Origin of the sequence: Methylobacterium terrae (assembly GCF_003173755.1) — a bacterium.
GTDB lineage: Bacteria > Pseudomonadota > Alphaproteobacteria > Rhizobiales > Beijerinckiaceae > Methylobacterium > Methylobacterium terrae.
The window spans coordinates 5,970,985-5,991,151 of sequence record NZ_CP029553.1 but is presented as its reverse complement, the minus strand read 5'-3'; the positions used below and the strand labels follow the sequence as shown (position 1 = coordinate 5,991,151).

General features: G+C 74.5%; 13 protein-coding genes and 1 pseudogene. 7 read left to right on the top strand and 7 right to left on the bottom strand.

The window, feature by feature from the left end; translation table 11 throughout:
• Nucleotides 1-5: 5 nt before the first annotated feature.
• Nucleotides 6-1,688, bottom strand: coding sequence for a methyl-accepting chemotaxis protein (locus tag DK419_RS27580; RefSeq protein WP_109961897.1), 1,683 nt, complete (start codon nucleotides 1,686-1,688; stop codon nucleotides 6-8).
• Nucleotides 1,689-1,864: 176 nt separating this feature from the next.
• Between DK419_RS27580 and DK419_RS27575 the strand changes: the two are divergent.
• Nucleotides 1,865-2,241: pseudogene (locus DK419_RS27575) on the top strand (DUF2293 domain-containing protein).
• A gap of 60 nt (nucleotides 2,242-2,301) precedes the next feature.
• On the top strand, nucleotides 2,302-4,488 hold the full coding sequence (locus tag DK419_RS27570; RefSeq protein WP_109961896.1) for a primosomal protein N': 2,187 nt from the start codon (nucleotides 2,302-2,304) through the stop codon (nucleotides 4,486-4,488).
• Nucleotides 4,489-4,491: 3 nt separating this feature from the next.
• On the opposite strand, the gene DK419_RS27565 is transcribed toward DK419_RS27570, so the two are convergent.
• Nucleotides 4,492-7,791, bottom strand: a complete 3,300-nt coding sequence (locus DK419_RS27565) for a S41 family peptidase (RefSeq protein ID WP_109961895.1) — start codon at nucleotides 7,789-7,791, stop codon at nucleotides 4,492-4,494.
• A gap of 100 nt (nucleotides 7,792-7,891) precedes the next feature.
• Nucleotides 7,892-8,218, bottom strand: a complete 327-nt coding sequence (locus tag DK419_RS27560; protein ID WP_109961894.1) for a hypothetical protein — start codon at nucleotides 8,216-8,218, stop codon at nucleotides 7,892-7,894.
• 224 nt (nucleotides 8,219-8,442) lie between these two features.
• Here DK419_RS27560 and DK419_RS27555 point away from each other — a divergent pair, with 224 nt between their 5' ends.
• The gene (locus DK419_RS27555; RefSeq protein ID WP_109961893.1) at nucleotides 8,443-9,381 is read left to right on the top strand and encodes a pirin family protein; all 939 of its coding nucleotides are present in this window, start codon (nucleotides 8,443-8,445) and stop codon (nucleotides 9,379-9,381) included.
• 467 nt (nucleotides 9,382-9,848) lie between these two features.
• Entirely contained in the window at nucleotides 9,849-10,583 is a 735-nt protein-coding gene (aqpZ, locus tag DK419_RS27550) for an aquaporin Z (RefSeq protein WP_109961892.1), read from the top strand.
• A gap of 53 nt (nucleotides 10,584-10,636) precedes the next feature.
• Here the strand turns inward: aqpZ and DK419_RS27545 are convergent, their stop codons facing one another.
• Nucleotides 10,637-11,134: an acyltransferase gene (locus DK419_RS27545; protein ID WP_109961891.1), complete on the bottom strand. Its 498-nt coding sequence runs from the start codon at nucleotides 11,132-11,134 to the stop codon at nucleotides 10,637-10,639.
• Between the two features lie 457 nt (nucleotides 11,135-11,591).
• On the opposite strand from DK419_RS27545, the gene DK419_RS27540 reads away from it, so the two are divergent.
• Nucleotides 11,592-13,469: a Wzz/FepE/Etk N-terminal domain-containing protein gene (locus tag DK419_RS27540; RefSeq protein WP_109961890.1), complete on the top strand. Its 1,878-nt coding sequence runs from the start codon at nucleotides 11,592-11,594 to the stop codon at nucleotides 13,467-13,469.
• A gap of 207 nt (nucleotides 13,470-13,676) precedes the next feature.
• Nucleotides 13,677-13,829 (top strand): hypothetical protein, encoded by a 153-nt coding sequence (locus DK419_RS28975; protein WP_162561444.1) that lies wholly within the window; start codon nucleotides 13,677-13,679, stop codon nucleotides 13,827-13,829.
• A 155-nt stretch (nucleotides 13,830-13,984) separates the two neighbouring features.
• Here the strand turns inward: DK419_RS28975 and DK419_RS27535 are convergent, their stop codons facing one another.
• A complete protein-coding gene (locus DK419_RS27535) occupies nucleotides 13,985-15,316 on the bottom strand; it encodes a chloride channel protein (protein WP_425352622.1) in 1,332 nt (443 codons plus the stop codon).
• 102 nt (nucleotides 15,317-15,418) lie between these two features.
• Between DK419_RS27535 and panE the strand changes: the two genes are divergently transcribed.
• Nucleotides 15,419-16,357: a 2-dehydropantoate 2-reductase gene (panE, locus tag DK419_RS27530; RefSeq protein ID WP_109961889.1), complete on the top strand. Its 939-nt coding sequence runs from the start codon at nucleotides 15,419-15,421 to the stop codon at nucleotides 16,355-16,357.
• A gap of 91 nt (nucleotides 16,358-16,448) precedes the next feature.
• Here the strand turns inward: panE and DK419_RS28970 are convergent, their stop codons facing one another.
• Both DK419_RS28970 and DK419_RS27510 read right to left on the bottom strand, forming a co-directional pair.
• Nucleotides 16,449-19,421 (bottom strand): AbfB domain-containing protein, encoded by a 2,973-nt coding sequence (locus tag DK419_RS28970; RefSeq protein WP_162561443.1) that lies wholly within the window; start codon nucleotides 19,419-19,421, stop codon nucleotides 16,449-16,451.
• A 23-nt stretch (nucleotides 19,422-19,444) separates the two neighbouring features.
• Complete coding sequence (locus DK419_RS27510) at nucleotides 19,445-20,092, bottom strand: SCO family protein (RefSeq protein ID WP_109961888.1); 648 nt, start codon at nucleotides 20,090-20,092, stop codon at nucleotides 19,445-19,447.
• Nucleotides 20,093-20,167 lie beyond the last annotated feature (75 nt).

Sequence of the window (20,167 nt, the reverse complement as noted above, 5' to 3'; positions counted from 1 at the left end):
GCCCTTCAGGCCGCCCTGACCGTCGCCAGGAACCGCCCGACCTCGGCCGACAGGTGCACGGCCTCCCGCGACAGGGCCGAGGCGGCGTCGAGGACCTGGCCCGCCGCGTCGCCGGTCTCGCGCGCCGCGCCCGCGACCTCGCCGATCGTGCCGGTGACCGCGCCGGTACCGGCGGCGGCCTCGGAGACGTTGCGGACGATCTCCTGGGTCGCGGCGCCCTGCTCCTCCACCGCCGCCGCGATCGAGGCGGCGACGCCGTTGAGCTCGCGGATGCGGCCCGCGATGCCGCCGATCGCCTCGACGGCCCGGCCGGTCGCGGCCTGGATCTGCCCGATCTGGCCCGTGATCTCGTCGGTGGCGCGGCTGGTCTGGGCCGAGAGCTGCTTCACCTCGGCGGCGACGACGGAGAAGCCGCGGCCGGCCTCGCCGGCCCGGGCCGCCTCGATCGTGGCGTTGAGGGCCAGCAGGTTGGTCTGCCCGGCGATCGAGGAGATCAGGCTCACGACGTCGCCGATCCGCGCGGCCGCCTCGCTGAGGGCCTGGACGTGCTGGGCGGTGGCGTCGGCGTCTCCGACCGCGGCCCGGGCGAGATCGGCCGAGCCGCCGACCTGGCGGCCGATCTCGTCCACCGAGGCGCCGAGCTCCTCGGCGGCGGCGGCCACCATGCCGACATTGGTCGCCGCGTCCCGGGCCGACGCCGCGGCGGCGCCCGACCGGGTCGAGGTCTCGGCGGCGATCGTGCTCATCGTGCGGGCCGCGTCCTGCAGCCGCTCGGCGGAGGCCGAGACCGCGCCGACGACGCCGCCGACCGCCCGCTCGAAGGCGTCGGCGACCTCGCCCATCGCCCGGCGGCGCTGGGCCTCGATGCCCGCCCGGGCCGTCGCCGCCTCCGCCTCGAGGGCGCGGTTGCGGCGCAGGCTCTCGCGGAAGCCGATCGCCGCCTGCGCGATGTCGCCGATCTCGTCGCCGCGCCCGGTGCACGGGATCTCGATCTCGCTCCGCCCCTCGGCGAGCTGCCGCATGGTCGCGGCGAGCCGCACCGCCCGACCGGCGATGTCGCGGGCGAGCCAGCCCATCAGCAGCATGGCGACGAGCACGCCGCATCCGGTCGCCGCCATCACCGTCCGGTCGGTGTCGATCCGGGCCGCCTCCGAGGCGACGACCGCGGCCCTGGCCTCCGCGGCGGTGCTGCCCTTCAGGCGCTCCAGCTCCTTCCAGGCCTGGTCGTAGGTCGCGTTGGCCGGGCCGTTGAAGGCGGCCTTGGCGGCGAGGGGATCCCGCGCCGCCTGCCCGAAGGTCGCCGCCTGCTGCGCCAGGTAGGCGCTCCAGGTCCGGGAGAAGACCTCGAAGGCCTCGCGCTCGGACGGCGTCAGCGGCAGGGTGCGGAATCCCTCGACCTGGCCCTGCATCTCCGCGATGCGGGATTCGTTGCGCTCCCTCGCCCGCGCCATCCCGGTCGCGTCGCCCGCGTCGAGCACCCGGGTGGCGCCGAGGCGCACCCGCGTCATGGTGGCGCGCAGGTCCCCGAGGCGGTCGACCATCGGCAGGATCCGGCTGCCGATCCGCGCCGTGGTCGCGGCGCTCTCCTCGAACTGCATCAGCGTGTGGGCGCAGAGCGCCACCATGATGCCGCCCAAAAGCAGCGACAGCGTGAGGAAGCGTCCGGTGAGGCGGGTGAGGACCGACATGGGGTGGTGCGCCGCGATCGAAGTGATGACACAGCATTCGTCGATGATGCTTACGAATGTTTTGCCGAGCGGAGGGATGATCGGGCCCCGCTGTGCGTGCCCGACCCGCGGCGCGCGGGGGTGACAGGCCCGGCCCGGTCCGGCAGGGTCGGCGTCCCGCCCCGTGAGGACGAACGATGAGCCGCTCCGATCCGCTCCCGTCCGCGCCCCCGACGCGCCGCGAGGCGGTGGAGGCGGCCTTGTCCCGCCTCGCCCCCGGGTGCCGGACTTCGAGGGCGAGGCGATCGTCGACCGGGCGCTGGCGAGCACCGGCCTGCGGGGTGCCGCACCCGAGACCGCGGCCTGGCTCGGCATGGTGTCGTACGCCCGCCACGTCTTCACCGAGTACGATTCCCTCCTGGAGGAGGGCTACGACCAGGACAGCGCCCGCCACTTCGTCCTCGACGACCTCAACGCCGTGCTCGCCGAATGGGGCGTGCGCCGGCGGATCGGCGAGGAGAATGTGGACGGAGAGAATCCGGATCAGGAGAGCGCGGACGCGGAGGAGGCGTGAGCGCGACGGCGTGGCCGCTCCTATATACGGGCTCACGCACCGCCCGATCCCGAAGTCCCGATGACCGCCCCGATCGCCGAAATCCTGATCCCGCTCGCCCTCGACCAGGCCTACAGCTACGCCGTGCCGCCCGAGCTGACGCTCGCGGAGGGCGACGTGGTGCAGGTGCCGCTCGGGCCGCGCGAGACCGTCGGGGTGGTGTGGGCCTTGCGCGACGGCGCCGGCTCCAACCTGCGCCGGGTGAGCGGGCGGATCGGCGTCGAGGCCCTGAGCCCCGCCTTGCGCCGCCTCGTCGAGTGGATCGCCCGCTACACCCTGGCGCCGAAGGGCTCGGCGCTCGCCATGGCGCTGCGCCTGCCGGAGGAGAGCCGCACCGAGACCGCCAAGGTCGGCGTGCGCGCGACCGGGATGCCGCCGAGCCGGATGACCCCGGCGCGGGGCAAGGTGGTGGCGGCGGCGGCCGACGGCGCGGTGCGGGGCAAGCGGGCGCTGGCGCTCGAGGCCGGGGTCAGCGCCGGCGTGATCGACGGGCTGATCGACGACGGGGTGCTCGAGACCGTGGCGCTCGCCCCCGACCGGGTCGCCGAGCCGCCGGACCCCGACCACCCGCACGACGCCCTCTCCGAGCCCCAGGCCGAGGCGGCGCGCGCGCTCATCGCGACGCTCACCGCGCCGCCGGCCGCGGGCGGGACGGCCGGCGAGGGCGGCGTGACGCTGCTCGAGGGCGTGACCGGCTCAGGGAAAACGGAGGTCTATTTCGAGGTCGTGGCCGAGGCCCTGCGCCGGGGCGTGCAGTCGCTCGTGCTGATGCCCGAGATCGCGCTGACGGCCCAGTTCCTCGACCGCTTCGCCAAGCGATTCGGGGTCAGGCCCGCCGCCTGGCATTCCGGAATCGGCGGGCGGCGTCGCGAGAAGATCCGCGCCGGCGTGGCGTCGGGCGAGGTGCAGGTGGTGGTCGGCGCCCGCTCGGCGCTGTTCCTGCCGTTCGCCAAGCTCGGCCTGATCGTGGTCGACGAGGAGCACGAGGGCGCCTACAAGCAGGATGACGGCGTCTGCTACCACGCCCGCGACATGGCGGTGGTGCGCGGCAAGCTCGAGAACGCCGCCGTGGTGCTGGCGTCGGCCACGCCCGCGATCGAGACCCGGGTCAACGCCGAGCGCGGCCGCTACCGCCGGGTGGTGATGCCCGAGCGCTTCGGCGGCCGGCGCCTGCCGGAGATCCGCGCCATCGACATGCGGGGCGAGAAGGTGCCGCGCGGGCGCTACCTGTCGCCGAGCCTCGTCGCGGCCATCGCCGAGACCAACGGGCGGGGCGAGCAGGCGCTCCTCTTCCTCAACCGCCGCGGCTACGCCCCCCTCACGCTCTGCCGCGCCTGCGGCCACCGCTACCAATGCCCGAACTGCTCGACCTGGCTCGTCGAGCACCGCTTCCGCCGGGCGCTCGTCTGCCACCATTGCGGCCACGCCGAGCGCCGCCCGGAAGCCTGCACCGAGTGCGGCACCTTCGACAACCTGACCGCCTGCGGGCCGGGCGTCGAGCGCATCGCCGAGGAGGTCGCCGCCACCTTCCCGGACAAGCGCGTCATCGTCCTGTCGAGCGACTTTCCCGGCGGGGCCGAGCGGCTGCGGGCCGAGCTCCAGACCGTGGCCGAGGGCGGCTGCGACATCGTGGTGGGCACCCAGCTCGTCGCCAAGGGCCACAACTTCCCGCACCTGACGCTCGTCGGCGTGCTCGACGCCGATATCGGGCTGACCTCCGGCGATCCCCGCGCCGCCGAGCGCACCTTCCAGCTCCTGCAGCAGGTCACGGGCCGGGCCGGGCGCGGCGAGAAGCCGGGCCGGGCGCTGGTCCAGACCTTCCAGCCCGAGCACCCGGTGATCGCGGCGCTCATCTCGGGGGACGCCGAGCGCTTCTATTCCGAGGAGACGGCCGCCCGCGAGGTCGCCGGCCTGCCGCCCTTCGGGCGCCTCGCCGCGCTCGTGATCTCCTGCACCGACCGCGAGGCGGCCGAGACCCACGGCCGGGCGCTCGCCCGCGTCGCCGAGCCGCCGCCCGGCGTGATGGTGCTCGGCCCCGCCGAGGCGCCGCTGGCGCTGGTGCGCGGCCGCTACCGCTTCCGCCTGCTGGTCAAGACCGAGCGCGAGATCGACCTCCAGGGCTACCTGCGCGACTGGCTCGCCCGCGGGCCGAAGGTCCGGGGCAACCTCCGGGTCGGCATCGACGTCGATCCCCAGAGCTTCCTGTAGGACTCACGGCGCCGCCGCCGCGGCGCTCGCCGGCCGGCAGGCACCGCGTCCCCCGAGCAGCCGGTCCACCGCCGCGTCGAGCTGCGGGTCGCGGCCCTCGGCCCAGGCGGCGGGGTCGGCGGGGACCGCGAGGTCCGGCAGCACGTCGGTGTTCTCGAGCCGGGTGCCGTCGATGCGGTGGGTGGCGACCTGCGGCAGGCCGTAGGTGAGGCGCGGCACGATCGGCGAATCCACCCACCAGACGAAGGTGCCGGTCCCGGCCACCGGCTCGCCGATCAGCGGGCCGATGCCGAGGTCGCGGTACCCTTGCGGGAAGATCGAGGCGTCGGAGTAGCTCGCGCCGTTCATCAGCACGGCGGAGGGCCGGCTCCAGCGGTCGCGCGGGTCGCTCTGGACCGGACCGGAGCGGGGCGCGAAGGTCAGGTAGGGGCGGCCCGAGAGCATCGTGAGCAGCTGGTTGTGCAGGTTGCCGCCGCCGTTGAAGCGCACGTCGACCACCAGCCCCTCGGCCGCGCCGAAGCGCCCGAACACCTCCGCGAAGGTGCTGCGGTAGGAGGCGGCGTTCATCGCCCTGACGTGGACGTAGCCGAGACGGCCGCAGGAGCGGGCCGCCACCGCGTCGCGGCGGTTGCGCCGCCAGCGCTCGAAGGCGAGGTCGCGCTCGCGATCGAGGCTCACCGGCACCCGGCGCTCGCGCACCACGCTCCCGTCCGGCTTGACGAACGCGACCTCGACCCGCCGGTCCTTCCGCCCGCGCAGCAGGCGGCGCAGGCCGCCCGCCTCGGGCAGGGCCTCGCCGTCGATCGCCGTGATCACGTCGCCGGGGGAGAGCCGCGTGTCGCCGGCGTCGAAGGGACCGGCGGGCAGGATCGCCGCCACGCGCATGCCGGGCCCCGGAAACGTCTCGTCGTAGTAGAGGCCGAGGGAGGCGGTCTCCTCGCCCGGCGGCACGCCGGGGCTCAGGGAGGCGCGGGTATGCGAGGCGTCGAGCTCGCCCGCCATCTCGGACAGGAGCTCGGCGAGATCGCGGGCGTCGGCCAGCGCCGGCAGGAAGCGGGCGTAGCGGGCCCGCACCGCGTCCCAGTCGACCCCGTGCATGCCGGGATCGAGGAACTTCGCCCGCGTCAGGCGCCAGTACTGCGCGAAGGCCGCCGCGAGGCGCGCCTCCGGGTCGTGGCCGGCCTCCGCCTCGACCCGGACGTGGCGCGGGGTACCCTTGGCGAGGTCGACCTCGGTGAAGCCGGTCCCGGTGAGGAAGGCGAGGGTGCGCTGGTCGCGGCTCAGCCGCACCGGGGTGAAGCGCTTGTACGGCAGGTCCGAGAAGACCGTGCGGCGCGTGCCCTGGCGCAGGTCGCGCAGCGTGCCGGTGAGGGCGTAGCCCCCGCCCTTCGGCCGCTCGCTGCGCTCGACGACGAGGAGGCTCACCCCGTCGCGCATCATCGCGGCGAGGACGACGTCGACATGCCCCTGCGACAGCCGGTGCTGGCGGTCCTCGAGCCCGTCCGGGTCGAAGGCCTGGGGCTCGGGCGCCGGGCGGGCCGCGGCCCGCTCCGGGGCCGGTCCGGGCTCGGCGGCGCCCGGCTCCGCCGCCCGCGCGGGCGTGCCGGCCGCCTCGGGGGGAGCGGGGGCGCGCAGGCGCGCCTCGAAGGCGTCGCGGGCCCGGCGGGAGGCGAACACCGCGTCGATGTCGGCCGGGTCGGTGGCGCCCGAGGCGGAGTGCAGGTCCTCCGGCTCGCTGCGCCAGACCAGCATCCCGCCATCCGGGCTCCACTGCGCCTCGCTCTGGCCCTCGCCGGCGGGCGCCACCCGCCGGGGCGGCGCCGAGCCGTCCGCCGGCACCACCGCGACGTTGCGCGCGAAGCCGCGGTCGAGCTGGACCGGCAGCGCGAGCCAGCGCCCGTCCGGCGACCAGGACAGCCACCACGAGCCGTCGTAGTAGGGGTAGAACAGGCCCGCCCCCACCACCTCCCGGTCGATCCCGGTCGCGGGATCGAGGACGCGGACCGTGCCGCGGTCGTGGATGTAGGCGAGGCGGCGGCCGTCGGGCGACCAGGTCGGCAGGAAGGCGTCGCCCGGCGGGGTCGGCAGCGCCCGCTCGACGAGGCGGGTCGCCTGCGCGAAGCCGCGCTCGTCGGAATCCGCCGGCGTCGCCTCGTAGAGGCCCCAATGCCCGTCGCGCTCGGCCGCGTAGACGAGGCGGTGGCCGTCGGGCGAGAAGGCGGGACTGCGCTCCTCGCCGGCCGTGCGGGTGACCCGCTTGACCGACTGCCCGTCCCGCGAGGCGACGTAGATCTCGCCCTGGGCCACCAGGGCGAATTCCTGGCCGTTCGGCGACGGCACCAGGGTGTTGAAGTCGGAGGTGCGGCCCGGCACCTCGTCGGCGAAGGTCGCCTCGGCGACCGCGACCCGCACGGGCTCGGGCGCCGTCGTGCCCGCGCGCAGGCGGTAGACCTGCCCGTCCCGGGCGAAGGCGAGGTCGCCGTCGCGGGAGGCGGAGAGGAAGCGCACCGGCGCGCCGTCGAAACGCGTGACCTGGCGCGGCGTCCGGTCCGCCAGGGACAGGCGCCAGACGTTGAGCGAGCCCGAGGCCTCGCTCAAGTATGCGATCTCGCCGCCGGGGAGCCAGACCGCGCCGCGGTTCTCGCGGGTGCCGTCGGTCAGGCGCTCGTGGCGCCCGGTGGCGGCGTCGTAGAGCCAGACCTGGCGCACCGCGGCGGAGACCTGGTGCTGGCGGAAGGGCTGCTCGACGTTGGGGCTGGTGTAGAGGAGGCGGCGTCCCTCGGGATCCCAGCGGGCGTCGAGGGCGGCGTTGGGCAGCACCAGGGTCTCGCGCCCGCCCGCCAGCGGCACGGCGTAGACCTGGGTCGCGTGCTCGGAGCGCCCCGGCGGCGCGAAGGTGCGGGCGGCGTCGCCGAGGCGCCGCGAGGCGAACAGCACCGACCGGCCGTCGGGCGTGACGCTCGTCGGGCGCTCGTCGAGGGAGTACCAGGTCAGGCGCCGCGCCTCGCCGCCCTCGGCCGGCGCGGCGTAGAGGTTGAGGGCGCCGGAGCGGTCGGAGGCGAAGGCGAGGCTTTGCCCGTCCGGAGACCAGACCGGCGTCTCGGCATGGGCGCCGGCGGCGGTCAGCGCCCGGGCCTCGCCGCCGGCGGCCGGCACGGTCCAGATCCGGCCCCGGTAGCGGAAGGCGATGCGGCCGCCATCCGGCGACAGGGCCGGCTCGCGCAGCCAGGGCGGCCGCTCGGCGGCCCGGGCCCCCGCCGCCGTGCACAGGAGGACGAGCGCGGTGACGAGGAGCCTGCGCATGGCGGACCGTCGGGGGGTTGGAAGCGGCGTTCTACCCCAGCGTAAGGCCTTGCCCGGCCGCTGTCGAGCTTGCCGCCCGGCACGACATTCCCGACCGCCGCTAGGCCACCTGCTGCGAGGCCACCCGCTGCGAGGCGACCCGCTGCGAGGCCGGGATCCCGGTGCGGCCGTGCGCGCATGCGAAAAGCTCGTCGAGCTCGACGCCGACCGTGCGGGCGATGCGGGTCGAGGCCGCGCCCTCGGCCCGGTCGGCGACGATGGTGCGCAGCGCGTCCGCCGTGCGCTTCTCGATGGCGTAGAACAGGCTCTCGGCCGCCTTGGCGTTGGCGCTCAGCAGCACCGCCGCGAGGTCGTGATAGGCCTCCCGCAGCAGGTGGTGGGCCAAACGCTCGGCCGCCCGCTCCTCCGTCAGCGCTTCTTCGCTCATCGCTTGAACCCTCCTGCCGATGAACGCAGAGCGTGTATGAGGTGGGTTGCGCGGAGCTTGCGAGCCCGCGGACCGCCCCCGACCGGCGAGGCGGCGTCGATAGCGTCAGAACTCGAAACGATGTGTTTCGATCGTTTCCGTTTTCAATCCAACGAGACGGAGCCAGAGTACGGCTCGTCGACGCGGCGTCCCGGCCGCGCGAGCAGGACGACGGAGCAAGAGCGATGAGCTGGCACGGTGCCGACGATCCGATCCCGGGCGATCGCTTCAGCTGCGACGCGATCCAGACCCTGATCGTGCCGCGCTCGCGCGACCTCGGCTCCTTCGCCGTGCGGCGGGCCCTGCCGTCGGCCGAGTGCCGGATGGTCGGCCCGTTCATCTTCTTCGACCAGATGGGGCCGTCGGAATTCCTGCTCGGGCAGGGCATGGACGTGCGGCCGCACCCGCATATCGGCCTGTCCACCGTCACCTACCTGTTCGACGGCGAGATCATGCACCGCGACAGCCTCGGCACCGAGCTGCCGATCCGGCCGGGCGAGCTGAACTGGATGACCGCGGGGCGCGGCATCACCCATTCGGAGCGGACCGGGAGCGACCTGCGCCGGACCGGCTCGCGGCTGTTCGGCCTCCAGAGCTGGGTCGCCCTGGCGGCCCGCGACGAGGAGACGGCGCCGGCCTTCGAGCATTACGACGCCGCCGCGCTGCCGGTCGTCTCGGGCGAGGGCAAGACCGTGCGGCTGATCGCCGGAGAGGCCTACGGCGCGCGCTCAGCCGTGCGGACCTCGACCCCGATGGTCTACGCCGACGTGGCGCTCGAGGCCGGCGCCGTCCTGCCGGTCGATGCGACCTACGACGAGCGCGCGATCTACACGGTCTCGGGCGCGATCGAGATCGCCGGCGACGGCTTCGGCCCCGGCCAGCTCCTGGTCCTGCGCCCCGGCGACCGCATCAGCGTGCGGGCGACGCAAGGGGCGCGATTCATGGTGCTGGGCGGCGAGCCGATGGACGGGCCGCGGCACCTGTGGTGGAACTTCGTCTCCTCGCGGCCCGAGCGGATCGCCCAGGCCAAGGAGGATTGGCGCCAGGGCCGGTTCGACACGGTGCCGAACGACGCCGAGTTCATCCCCCTGCCGGAGGATCCGCCGCCGGTGCGCTATCCCTGAGACCGGACGGGTGCATCGCGTGCGCCCGGGGCCGCCGCCAGGCGCGGGAGGGCGCCGAGGAGGGCGGCGAGGCTCCGCGAGGGGACGCGCATCGTTCCGGCTCGGCCGCAGCGATGGGAGACGGCGTCGCGGTTCGGCGGGAACGGCCTCTCGCCCGCGGGGCGCGGGCGCGTCACGGCGTTCGCCGGCAGTTTCGGGCAACCGGTCGCAGCATCGTTCAGTAGAGTTGCAGGATCGCCCCGTTCCTCTTCAGCAACATCTCCTGTATAGGGAACGAAAGCGACCACGAAGGATCGCATTCCGACTCAGGTCAGCCTCGCCCCCGACGGATCCCGGCCGGCGCACCCCGCCGCGCACGGGGCCGGATGCCCGCGGCCGACGTCCTCCGCGCCCACCCAAGAGCCGGCGCGACGTCCGGCACCGGACCCTGCCCGCCCGGGACGGGGTCCCGCACGAGGAGAGGACCGATGGACATCCGAAAATGCGCGGCCGAGGCGATCGGCACCTTCTGGCTCACCTTCGGCGGCTGCGGCAGCGCCGTCCTGGCGGCGGCGTTCCCGGAGCTCGGGATCGGCTTTGCCGGCGTCGCCCTGGCCTTCGGCCTCACGGTGGTCACCATGGCCTACGCCATCGGCCACATCTCCGGCTGCCACCTCAACCCGGCGGTGACGATCGGGCTCGCGGCGGGCCGGCGCTTCCCGGGCCGGGACATCGGCCCCTACATCGCCGCCCAGCTCGTCGGCGCCGTCGCGGCGTCGGGCCTGCTCCTGGCGATCGCCGGCGGCGCGCCGGGCTTCGACCTCGCCAAGGGCTTCGCGGCGAACGGCTACGGCGAGCACTCGCCCGGGCAGTACTCCCTGGTCGCGTGCTTCCTCGCCGAGGTGGTGCTGACCCTGATGTTCCTGTTCGTGATCATGGGGGCGACCCACGGCAAGGCGCCGGCCGGGTTCGCGCCCCTGGCGATCGGGCTCTGCCTGACCCTGATCCACCTCGTCGGCATCCCGATCACCAACCTGTCGGTCAACCCGGCCCGCAGCACCGGCCCGGCCGTGGTCGCCGGCGGCTGGGCCCTGGCGCAGCTCTGGCTGTTCTGGGTCGCGCCGATCATCGGCGGTGCCCTCGGCGGCGTCCTGTACCGCTGGCTGAGCGAGGAGCCGTCGGCGCAGGTCACCGGCATGCCGAGGGCCGCCGCGACGCCCTGAGCCGCCGGCGGCGTCGGGCCCGCCGCCCGGCGCCCCCGCCCGGGGCCGCTTCCTCACCCGGCCGCCGCCTCGTCGAGCCGGCCGGCCGGGTCGTGCGGCGGCAGGCCGCGCCGGTCACGGGCATCGCCGATCACCCGGGCCGGCACGCCGACCGCCAGGGCGAAGTCGGGCACGTCGGTCTCGACGACGGCGCCGGCGCCGATCATCGCGCCCCGGCCGATCGTCAGGCCGGGCAGCACCGTGGCGCGCGAGCCGAGGGAGGCGCCGGCACCGATCCGGGTCGGCGTCGCGTCCTGCGCCCCGGCGTCCGGCGCCTGCGCGTCGCCGATCACCACGCCGTGGCCGACGAACACGCCCTCGCCGAGCTCGACCGCCGGGCCGAGCACGCTGTGCGAGGAGACCTTGCAGCGCGGGCCGACCCGGCTGCCGGGCCGGATCTGCACGAACGGCCCGATCCGGGCGCCGGCGCCGATGCGGCAGCCCGCGAGGTCGACGAGGTCCGGATGCGTGATGCTGGCGCCGTCGTCGAGGGACACGTCGGTGATCGGCATGCGGGCGGGCTCCCCTTTCAAGGATCCGTTCAAGGATCGGTCGCGAGACCAGGGAGCCTAGGCGGCGCACGCGCCGCGCCGCAGCACCGGCTTTCGGGGCGCCGGTCTCCGGCGGCCTCACCCGGCCGGGGCGGGGGGAGAGGGCGGGTCCTCCCCCATCAGGCGTAGGACGCTCCTCCCTCGGGCGGGGCCGGCCGGCCGGTCCACGCCCCGAAAGGCGCGAGGGGCGACCGATCGGGCGACACCCGCCTCCGCCGCCCGGACTTGCCGGCGGCGTCCTTACGCCGTTCCGCGGCGTTCCGGCCCGGGACGGCCCGGACGTACCCTGCCGAGGTCACGGGCGGATCGTGCGGGCTCGAGAGAGTCCCGCACCGGCCCGCGGCGGCCACCAGCACCCGCGGGGGAGCCGCCGAATCCAGACATTCCCCGCCGCGGTCGAGCCGAAGAGAGCGCGATCTTGCTGAACAATCCGATCTGGACCGACCCGTCCCTGGCCCCGCGCCTGCGGGACGACCCGCCCGAGACCCGCACGCTCGAGGTCCGCGACATCCTCGCGTTCCTGCGCCGCCGCCGTGCCCGCATCCTCGCCTGCGCCCTCGCGGGGGCGGCGCTCGGCGCCCTCTACGCGCTCACGGCAGCGCCGGTCTACACCGCCCGGGCGCAGCTCGTGATCGATTCCAAGATGCCGCCGCTCTTCGCCGAGCCCGGCGGCGACGCGCGCTTCGCCATCGATACCGGCCAGATCGCCAACCAGATCGCGATCCTGCGCTCCGAGAAGGTCGCCCGGATGGTGATCGACCGGCTCGGGCTGCGGGGCGATCCGGAATTCGGCGGGGGCGGGGGCGGGGCCCGGCTCGCGAGCCGGCTGCCGGCCTTCGTGGTCGCCGCGCAGGAGCGCCTGGGCGGCCTCGTCGAGACCGCCCGCGCGGCGTTCAAGGGCGCGACCGGCCGGGGCGAGGGCGAGACGGCCGATTCCGGCCTCGAGGCGGAGCGGCACCTCCTCAACACCTTCGCGGCCCGGCTCGACGTGCGCCGCTCCGGCCTCGCCTACGCCCTCGACATCACCTTCGCGGCCCGCGACCCCCAGAAGGCGGCCGACATCGTCAACGCGGTGGTCGAGCAGTTCCTGCGCGAGAAGATGGAGGCCCGGATCGAGGCCTCGCGCTACGCCACCGACTGGCTCAACGAGCGCGTCGACCGCTTCCGGACCCAGATGAACGCGGCGATCCGCGCCGTGCAGGAGTTCCGCGCCACGCACAACTATCGCATCCGGCGCGGCCGGCGCGACGATGCCGACGGTCCGGTGGCGAGCGCGGGCGCGCAGATCGTCCCGCGCGCGCCCGCCGACGACGAGCCCGGCACCCTCGAGGAGCTCGAATCCGCCGCCGAGACCTCGCGCAAGGTCTACGAGAGCCTGCTCGTGGTGCTCGCCGAGGCGGTGCAGCGCCAGAGCGCCCCGATCGCCGATTCCCGGGTCATCACCGCGGCGACCCGGCCGCTGTTCCGCTCCAATGCGGGCCTGCGGCTGACGATGCCGGCCGGTGCGGCGGCCGGGGCCGGTCTGTTCGTCGCCGCCGGCCTCGCCGGCCTCCTGCTCGACGGGCGCGCCCGCTCGCGGCGCCAGGTCCGGGCCGCGACCGGGCGGGACTGCCTCGGCTGGATCCCGGCCCGGCCGAGCACCCGCCGCCGCGGCCTGACCGACGAGGCGCGGCTCTGCGCCGGGCTCGCCGAGGGGCTGCAATGGACCCGGCTCTCCCTCGCCGCGGCGAGCCACGCCGCGCCGCTGCGCACCATCGGCCTCACGGCGGCGGGGCGCACCTGCGGGCGCACCAAGGCGCTCGCGGCGATCGAGCTCGCCCGGCTCTACGCCGCGTCGGGCGCCCGCGTCCTCGTCGTCGATGCGGACGCCGCCGACCCGGTCCTGCGCAACCCCGAGGCCGGGGAGGGGATCGTGGCGGAGCTGCGCGGCTTCGGGACCGCGGCGGCCGAGCGCTGGCGCCCCCACGTCACGGCGCTCGCGGAGGGATGCGACGTGCTCCCCCTGGCGCACGAGGCGCTGCCCTCGCCGCACTGGCTCGCCTCGCCCGCCATGGAGGCGCTGCTCGCCAGCCTCACCGAGGCCTACGACGTGGTGATCGTCGACCTGCCGCCGGTCGGCCGCTCGGCCGCGGTCGTGGCGCTCGCGCCGCTGCTCGACGGCGTGGTGCTGATGACCGAGTGGGGCCGCACCCCGCTGCGCACCCTGACGGAGGCCTGCGAGACCCTGGAGCACGCCCGCGCCCGCATCCTCGGCACGGTCACGACGGAGGTGGACCGGACCGCCCTGGACGGGTGATCGCCTGCCGTCGAACCACGCGCGAAGCCCGCCGGCCAGGCATATGGTGCATGATTGACGGGCAATTCAGCACAATGGCGCAACCTGCATGCCGTGAGCGCATATCGCAGCCGCGAGATCGCTGATTGCTGCGACGCAGCATGGAGGTCATGGTCGGGGTCAGGAACCACAGAGTTCCACCCCACCTCCCAACTCGGAGCCGGACCCATGGCCTCCTCCTCGTCGATCGCCTCGACCCGTATCGCCGCCGCCAAGGCCTCGACCGAGGCTTCCGTCAAGTCGGGCCTGCTCGCCGAGATGCTGCGCCTCTGGCACGAGCACAACCGCCGGGTCGCCCAGTTCGGCATGCCGCCGCTCTGAAGACGGCGGGACCTGCGTCCATCGCCCGCCCGAACCGCCGCCGGATCATCCTCCATCGTCGTTCCGGGGCCGCGCCGCGGAGCCCGGAACGACCCCGTGCGGTGGGACCGGTCGGGCCGATCGTGCCGGCCGCCGCGAGCGGACGCCCGCCGCCCTCACGCCGGCCCGCTCACCTCCGGCGCGTGCGCCCGGCGCCCGGTGAGGCGCTCGACGATCGGCTCGGCCAGCGCGTGGTAGAGCCCCTCCGGGCAGACCAGCTTCGAGGTGGCGTCGGCGATGAGGGCCGCGACCATCAGGGGGATCACCAGGGCGTGGTTCTCCGTCATCTCCGACACGATGACGAACGAGGTGATCGGCGCCTGCAGCACGCCGGTCAGGTAGGCCACCATCCCGACGAGCACCACCGCGCCGACCGGAACGCCGTCGAACAGGGTGGCGACCTCGGCGCCGAGGCCCGCCCCGACCGCGAGCGAGGGGGCGAACAGCCCGCCCGGGATGCCGCTGACCGACGACAGCGTCGTGGCGACGAACTTCACCGGGCCGAACCAGGCATGCGTCTCGGCGGTGCCGTGGAGCAGCGCCTTCGCCTCCTCGTAGCCGGTGCCGTAGATGTGCCCGTCGGTGAGGAGGCCGCAGACGGCCACGCCGAGGCCGCAGAGCGCGGCGAACACCACCGGCCTCCCCGAGACGAACCGCCCGGCAAGGCCCGGCAGGCCGCGGGCGACCGCGATGACGATGCGGCTGAACACCCCGCCGAACAACCCGCCGAGCACGCCGCAGAGCGGCACCACGGCCCAGGCCCGCGGCGGCAGGGTGTCGGCGGTGGTGCCGAAATAGGTGTAGTTGCCGACGAGCGCGAGCGAGGTCAGGCCCGCCGCGATGATCGCCCCGAGGATCAGGCTCGAGGTCTTGGCCTCGTAGGCGCGGCTGAGCTCCTCGATGCCGAACACGATGCCGGCGAGCGGCGTGTTGAAGGCCGCCGCCACCCCGGCGGCGCCGCCGGCCAGCAGGAGGCCGCGCTGGCGCTCCGGAGCCAGCGGTCCCGCCGCCGCCATCAGGGCGGCGCCGACCTGCACCGTCGGGCCCTCGCGCCCCGTCGAGGCGCCGCAGAACAGCCCCAGCGTCATCACGACGATCTTGCCGGCGGCCGTCCGCAGGGAGACCAGCGGATGCCGGACGGAGGCATCCTCGATGTCGCGCGCGGCGATCACCTGCGGGATGCCGCTGCCTTGCGAGTGCGGAAAGACCGTGCGGGCGAGGAGCGCCGCGAGCCCGAAGCCGAACGGGGTGAGGACGAGCGCGATCAGCGGCGAGATCCCGAGCACCGCCCGGAACGCGCCTTGCGCCGCGTCCGCCAGGAAGGCCATCAGCACCGCCGCGGCCCCGACCGCGATGCCCCCGATCACGAACAGCCCGCGCCGGACCCAGATCCCGACGAGATCCCGCGATCCCGGCAGCCGCCCCCTCAGTCCCCGCACGCGCCGCAACCCTCGTCCATCCAGACCAGCCGGCACCTTGGACGAATCCGTCGTCGATGCGAAGCTCCGCCGGAACAGGTCAGGCGTGACCCAAAGGCAGGAGGCGGCGGCATGCGGGTGCTGGTGGTGGGGGCCGGGGCGACCGGCGGGTATTTCGGGGCGCGGCTGGCGGAGGCCGGCCGCGACGTGACCTTCCTGGTCCGCGAGGCCCGGGCGGCGCGGCTCGCGCAAGGAGGGCTCTCGGTGCGCAGCCCGCTCGGGAGCTTCCGCATCGGGACGCCGAGGACCGTGACGGCGGGGACGATCCCCGGGCCCTTCGACCTCGTGCTCCTGAGCTGCAAGGCCTACGACCTCGCGGGCGCCCTCGACGACGTCGCCCCGGCGGTCGGTCCGGACACGCTGGTGCTGCCGATCCTCAACGGGATGGCGCATCTCGACGCCCTCGACGCCCGCTTCGGGCCGGAGCGGGTGCTCGGCGGCTCCTGCGCCATCGCGGCGACGCTCTCGCCCGAGGGCGAGATCGTGCAGATGAGCGAGTTGCACGCGCTGACCTTCGGCGAGCGGGACGGGACGCGCTCGGAGCGGATCGCCCGGGTCGCCGGCGTGATGGAGGGGGCGGGCTTCACGGCGCGGCTCAGCGACAGGATCCTCCTCGAGATGTGGGAGAAGTGGGTCTTCCTCGCGACGCTCGCCTGCGGCACCTGCCTGATGCGGGCCACCGTCGGCGACATCGTGGCGGCGCCGGGCGGGCGCGACGTGATGCTGGGCCTGCTCGACGAGTGCCGCGGCATCGCGGCGGGCGCCGGCCAGGCGCCACGGGACAAGTTCCTGGAGACGAGCCGCGGCACCCTGACGGCGGCGGGCTCCGGCTTCACCGCCTCGATGCTGCGCGACATCGAGCGGGGCGCCCGGATCGAGGCCGACCACATCGTCGGCGACCTCATCGCCCGCGGCGGCAAAGTCGATCCGGGTGGCGCGCGGCCGCTCCTCGCGACCGCCTACACCCAGCTCAAGGCCTACGAGGCCCGGCGGGCGCGGGAGCAGGGCTGAGCAGAGAGGCGCCCGGCGCGTCGGCGCCGGGCGCGGGGCCGGGACGATCCGCGATCGGGGGCTTCGGCGCGCCGAAGCCCCCGAGGACGCCCTACCAGCGGTAGATGTTGCGGTCGGCGCCGACGACGATCGCCCGCTGGGCGTTCGGGACCGTCAGGGCATTCGCCTTGAAGTTCGGGTCGACGAGCGTCCAGTTCCCGGCCGCGTTGTCGCCGGTCCTGCGCCACATCAGCTTGCTGGCGGTGTTCGTCACCACGACGCTGCCGTCGGGCGAGGTCGCGATCTCGGCCGCGTCGTTCCCGACCGCGATCCAGTTGCCGCCTTGGTCGCCGCGGTAGACGCCGTTGTCGATGCCGACGTGCCAGAGGCTGTTGCGGTTCATGACCGCGACCCTGAGCGCCTTGCCGGGAAGCTGTCGCCAGGCGTTCGTGTTGTCGTCCGCGGCTTTGAGCCAGATGTCGTTGTTGCCGTTGGTGACGAGGACCGTGCCGTCCGCGGCGGCGATGGACTTCGCGTTGGTGCCGACCATGGTCCAGTTCTGGCCGTCGAAGCGGTAGACGTTGGTGTCGGTGCCGATGCCGTACATGCTGGTGGCGCCGATGACGGCGATGTCGGTGAAGGCGCCGGGCAGCTGCGTCCAGTTGTTGTCGCCCACGTAGCGCCAGGCCGTCCTGGCGTCGGCGTTGAGGGTGACGAGGGTCCCGTCCGCCCCGATCGAGACGCGGGACGCGGTCGCGCCGATCTGCGTCCACTGGCCGTTCGCGGCCGGAAGGCCGGTTCCGCCCCCCGTACCGGCGGCCGAGCCGTCGGCCGGCGGCGCGGTGCAGAACGAGGCGTCCTGGTTGTAGCTGGCGCCGCCATCCGGCTTCGCGATGGAGAAGCTGAAGTTCTGGTGCCGGACGTAGTAGCCGGGCCAGTCGATCGACTCGTAGGACGAGCAGGTGCCGGTGTTGCAGCCGCAGGTGCCGGCGAGCGCCGCGCGCGGCGTGAAGGTCGCGCCGCGCTTGAAGCCGTCGCCGCCGTCGTTGGGCTGCTGCCAGATCTGGAAGTTCTGGTGGCGCAGGTACTGGTTGGCGTTGGTGCTCGCCTGGAACGACACGCCCGAACCGGCGAGGCCCGCGACCATCCGGAAGGTCGCCTGCTGCTTGTCGGCGGCGTTGGCCGGCGTGACGAGGCGCGCCGTGCCGCCGACGTTGGTGAGGTAGCTCGTGGTGAAGTTGCTCGCCTGCAGGCTCATGGCCGCGCCGGTGGCGACGGTCGTGCCCGTCCCGCCGCCCGTGCCGCCGGTGCCCCCGCCCGTGCCGCCGGCGGCCGTGCCACCGGTGCCGCCGCCGGTCTGCCCGCCGTTGGAGGCGATCACGCCCGGGGCCGCCACCTGGCTCGGCGCCGCGACGCCGGCCCCCAGCGCGACGATCACGCCGGGCGAGGGCACGCCCTTCTGGTCGATGGCGACGATCTGGTAGTAGCCGGGGGGCGCGATGTTGGCGCTGGCCGGCGCCTGCACCGTCACGGCGTTGCCGGCCTGGGTGAAGGCGGCGACGATGCGGCGCTGGCCCGAGTTGAAGCTGTGCGTGACCGTGCTCAGGCCGATCAGCACCACCTGAGACAGGCCGTTCTGCGAGGTGAGCTCGACCTTGAACGCCTGGCCGTACTGGGCCTGCGCGGTCGAGAGGCTGACGATCTGCGGGCGGGGCGCCAGCGCCGTCTTCCCGTTGACGGTGGTGAACAGGTAGGGCGGGTAGAAGACCTCGGCGTTCTGGTTCGCCACCGGGCCGGGCGCGCCGCCGCCGGCGAGCAGCAGGGCGCCGTTCTGCATCAGGATCGCGGTCGAGTGGTAGCCGCGATAGACCCCGCCGGAGGCACCGAGCGACCAGCGGCCGGTCCTCGGGTCCCAGATCTCCGATTGCAGCACGGTGTCGCCGTCGCCGCGGTCGTTCCACTTGCTGCCGCCGGTGACGGCGACCTGGCCGGTCGGCAGGACCGTGGCGTTGGCCCAGGCGCGGCCGACGCTCATCGGCGCGGTGTCGGTCACCACCGGCGCGCCGCCGTTGATGTCGATCACCGTGGCGCGGCTGCTCGACAGGAAGCCGGACCCGTTGTCGTAGCTGTTGCCGCCGACCTGCAGGATCCGGCCGGTCTCGAACATCGCCGCGGTCGAGACCGGGCCGACATTCGGCGCGTCGGTGGCGGAACCGGCGTTGCGCTGCGGCTCCTTGAAGTTCATGACCTGGACCGAGCCGTTGCCGGTCGGATCGAGGAACCACATCTTCTCGGAGGTGATGCCGAACACCTTGCCGTTCGGGGCGATCCAGGCGCGGGGATACCACCACCTGTTGTTGTCGGGCCCGAACGCGTCGCGGCTCTTGGCGCCGAACAGGCTCTTCCACCGGGTGCCGTCGTAGATCTCCGGGGTCATCCCGGTCATCAGGCCCTTGTCGATGCTGCCCTGCGGGTCGTTCCAGCCGCCCTGGTAGGGGTAGGAGCCGCCCATGATGAGCTGCTGGCCGTTGGGCAGCGTCAGCATGCTCGAGTAGTAGCGGTCGTTGGCGAGCTTGGCGCCGATCGCGCCGACGCCGGTGCCGGTGTTGTTGAGCAGCACGCTGCCCTTGTCGTTGCCGTTGTCGAAGATCCCGCCGGCGATGAACAGCGAGCCGTCGGTCCGGAAGGCCTGCGCGGCGCAGAAGCTGTTCACGCCCGCCACCCCCGGCAGCATGACGTGGCCGCCGGCGATGCCCTGGCTGGGATCCCAGATGTCGAAGGTGCGGCCGTCCTGGGTGCCGGGGTTGCCGCCCGGGGTCCCGTAGGACGCGACCTTGCCGCTCGGCAGGAGGCCGAGGGTGATGGCGTTCATCGGCCAGTTCTGCACGCCCGAGAACACGCCCATCGTGGGGGCGGTGTCGGGGAGCGGCACGCTCCCCAGCACCGGGTCGGCGACCTGGTTCACCACGACGCCGAACTGCGCGGCGTGGGCCGGGGAGAGCAGGCCCGCCCCCAGGATGGTGGCGGAGAGGAACGCGGCGTCGCGCAGGCGCGCGCGGCGCCCGGCCTCGGTCGGAGCGGTCATCGGGAGAGGCTTTCGGTTGTGGGTCAGAGGGCGTGGGGGTCTCGCGCCGGGCCCGAGTCGAGCCCCTGCGCGAAGGTGTCGAGGAGGGCGATGTCGCCCGCGAGCCGCGGGCGATCGAGCGGGTCGCCCCCATAGGTCATCGCGATCCCGCCGCGCCGGTCGAACAGCATGACCTGCGGCGGGGGCTCTGGCAGCGAGGCCGCCGGGTAGCGCAGCATCGCGGCGATCGCCGCGGTCCAGGCCGCGTCGCCGGCGAGGAAGCGGAGCCGCGATCCGGCTCCCACGGTGCCCTCGGCGAAGGCACGGAGCTTCGCCGCCCCGCCCGTGGCATCGTCGAGGGAGACGGCGAGGAACACCGCGCGGTCGCGGACCGGTTCCGGCAGGGCCCCGGCGACCCGGTCGAGGTCGAGGAGGCGGGTGACGCAGACGATCGAGCAATCGGAGGCCACGAACGCCACCACGGCGACCCGGTCGCGCAGATCCGCCGGGCGCAGGGCCGTGCCGCGCTGGTCGATCCGCCACGGTCCGCCCGACGGCCGGAGCAGGGTATCGAGGTCGCTCCGCTCCGTGCCCGCAGGGGTCGTCCCCGGCTCGACCGAGGCGGTACTGGGGATGCCCCAGAGGGGCAGGCTGATCGCGAGCGCCGCGAGGGTCTTCAGGGCCGGCCACATGGCTATGGGTCGCAATCCATCATCCGGTTGTTGCAGGTCCGACCCTGGGGTAGGCGCCTTTATATCCGGTAATCG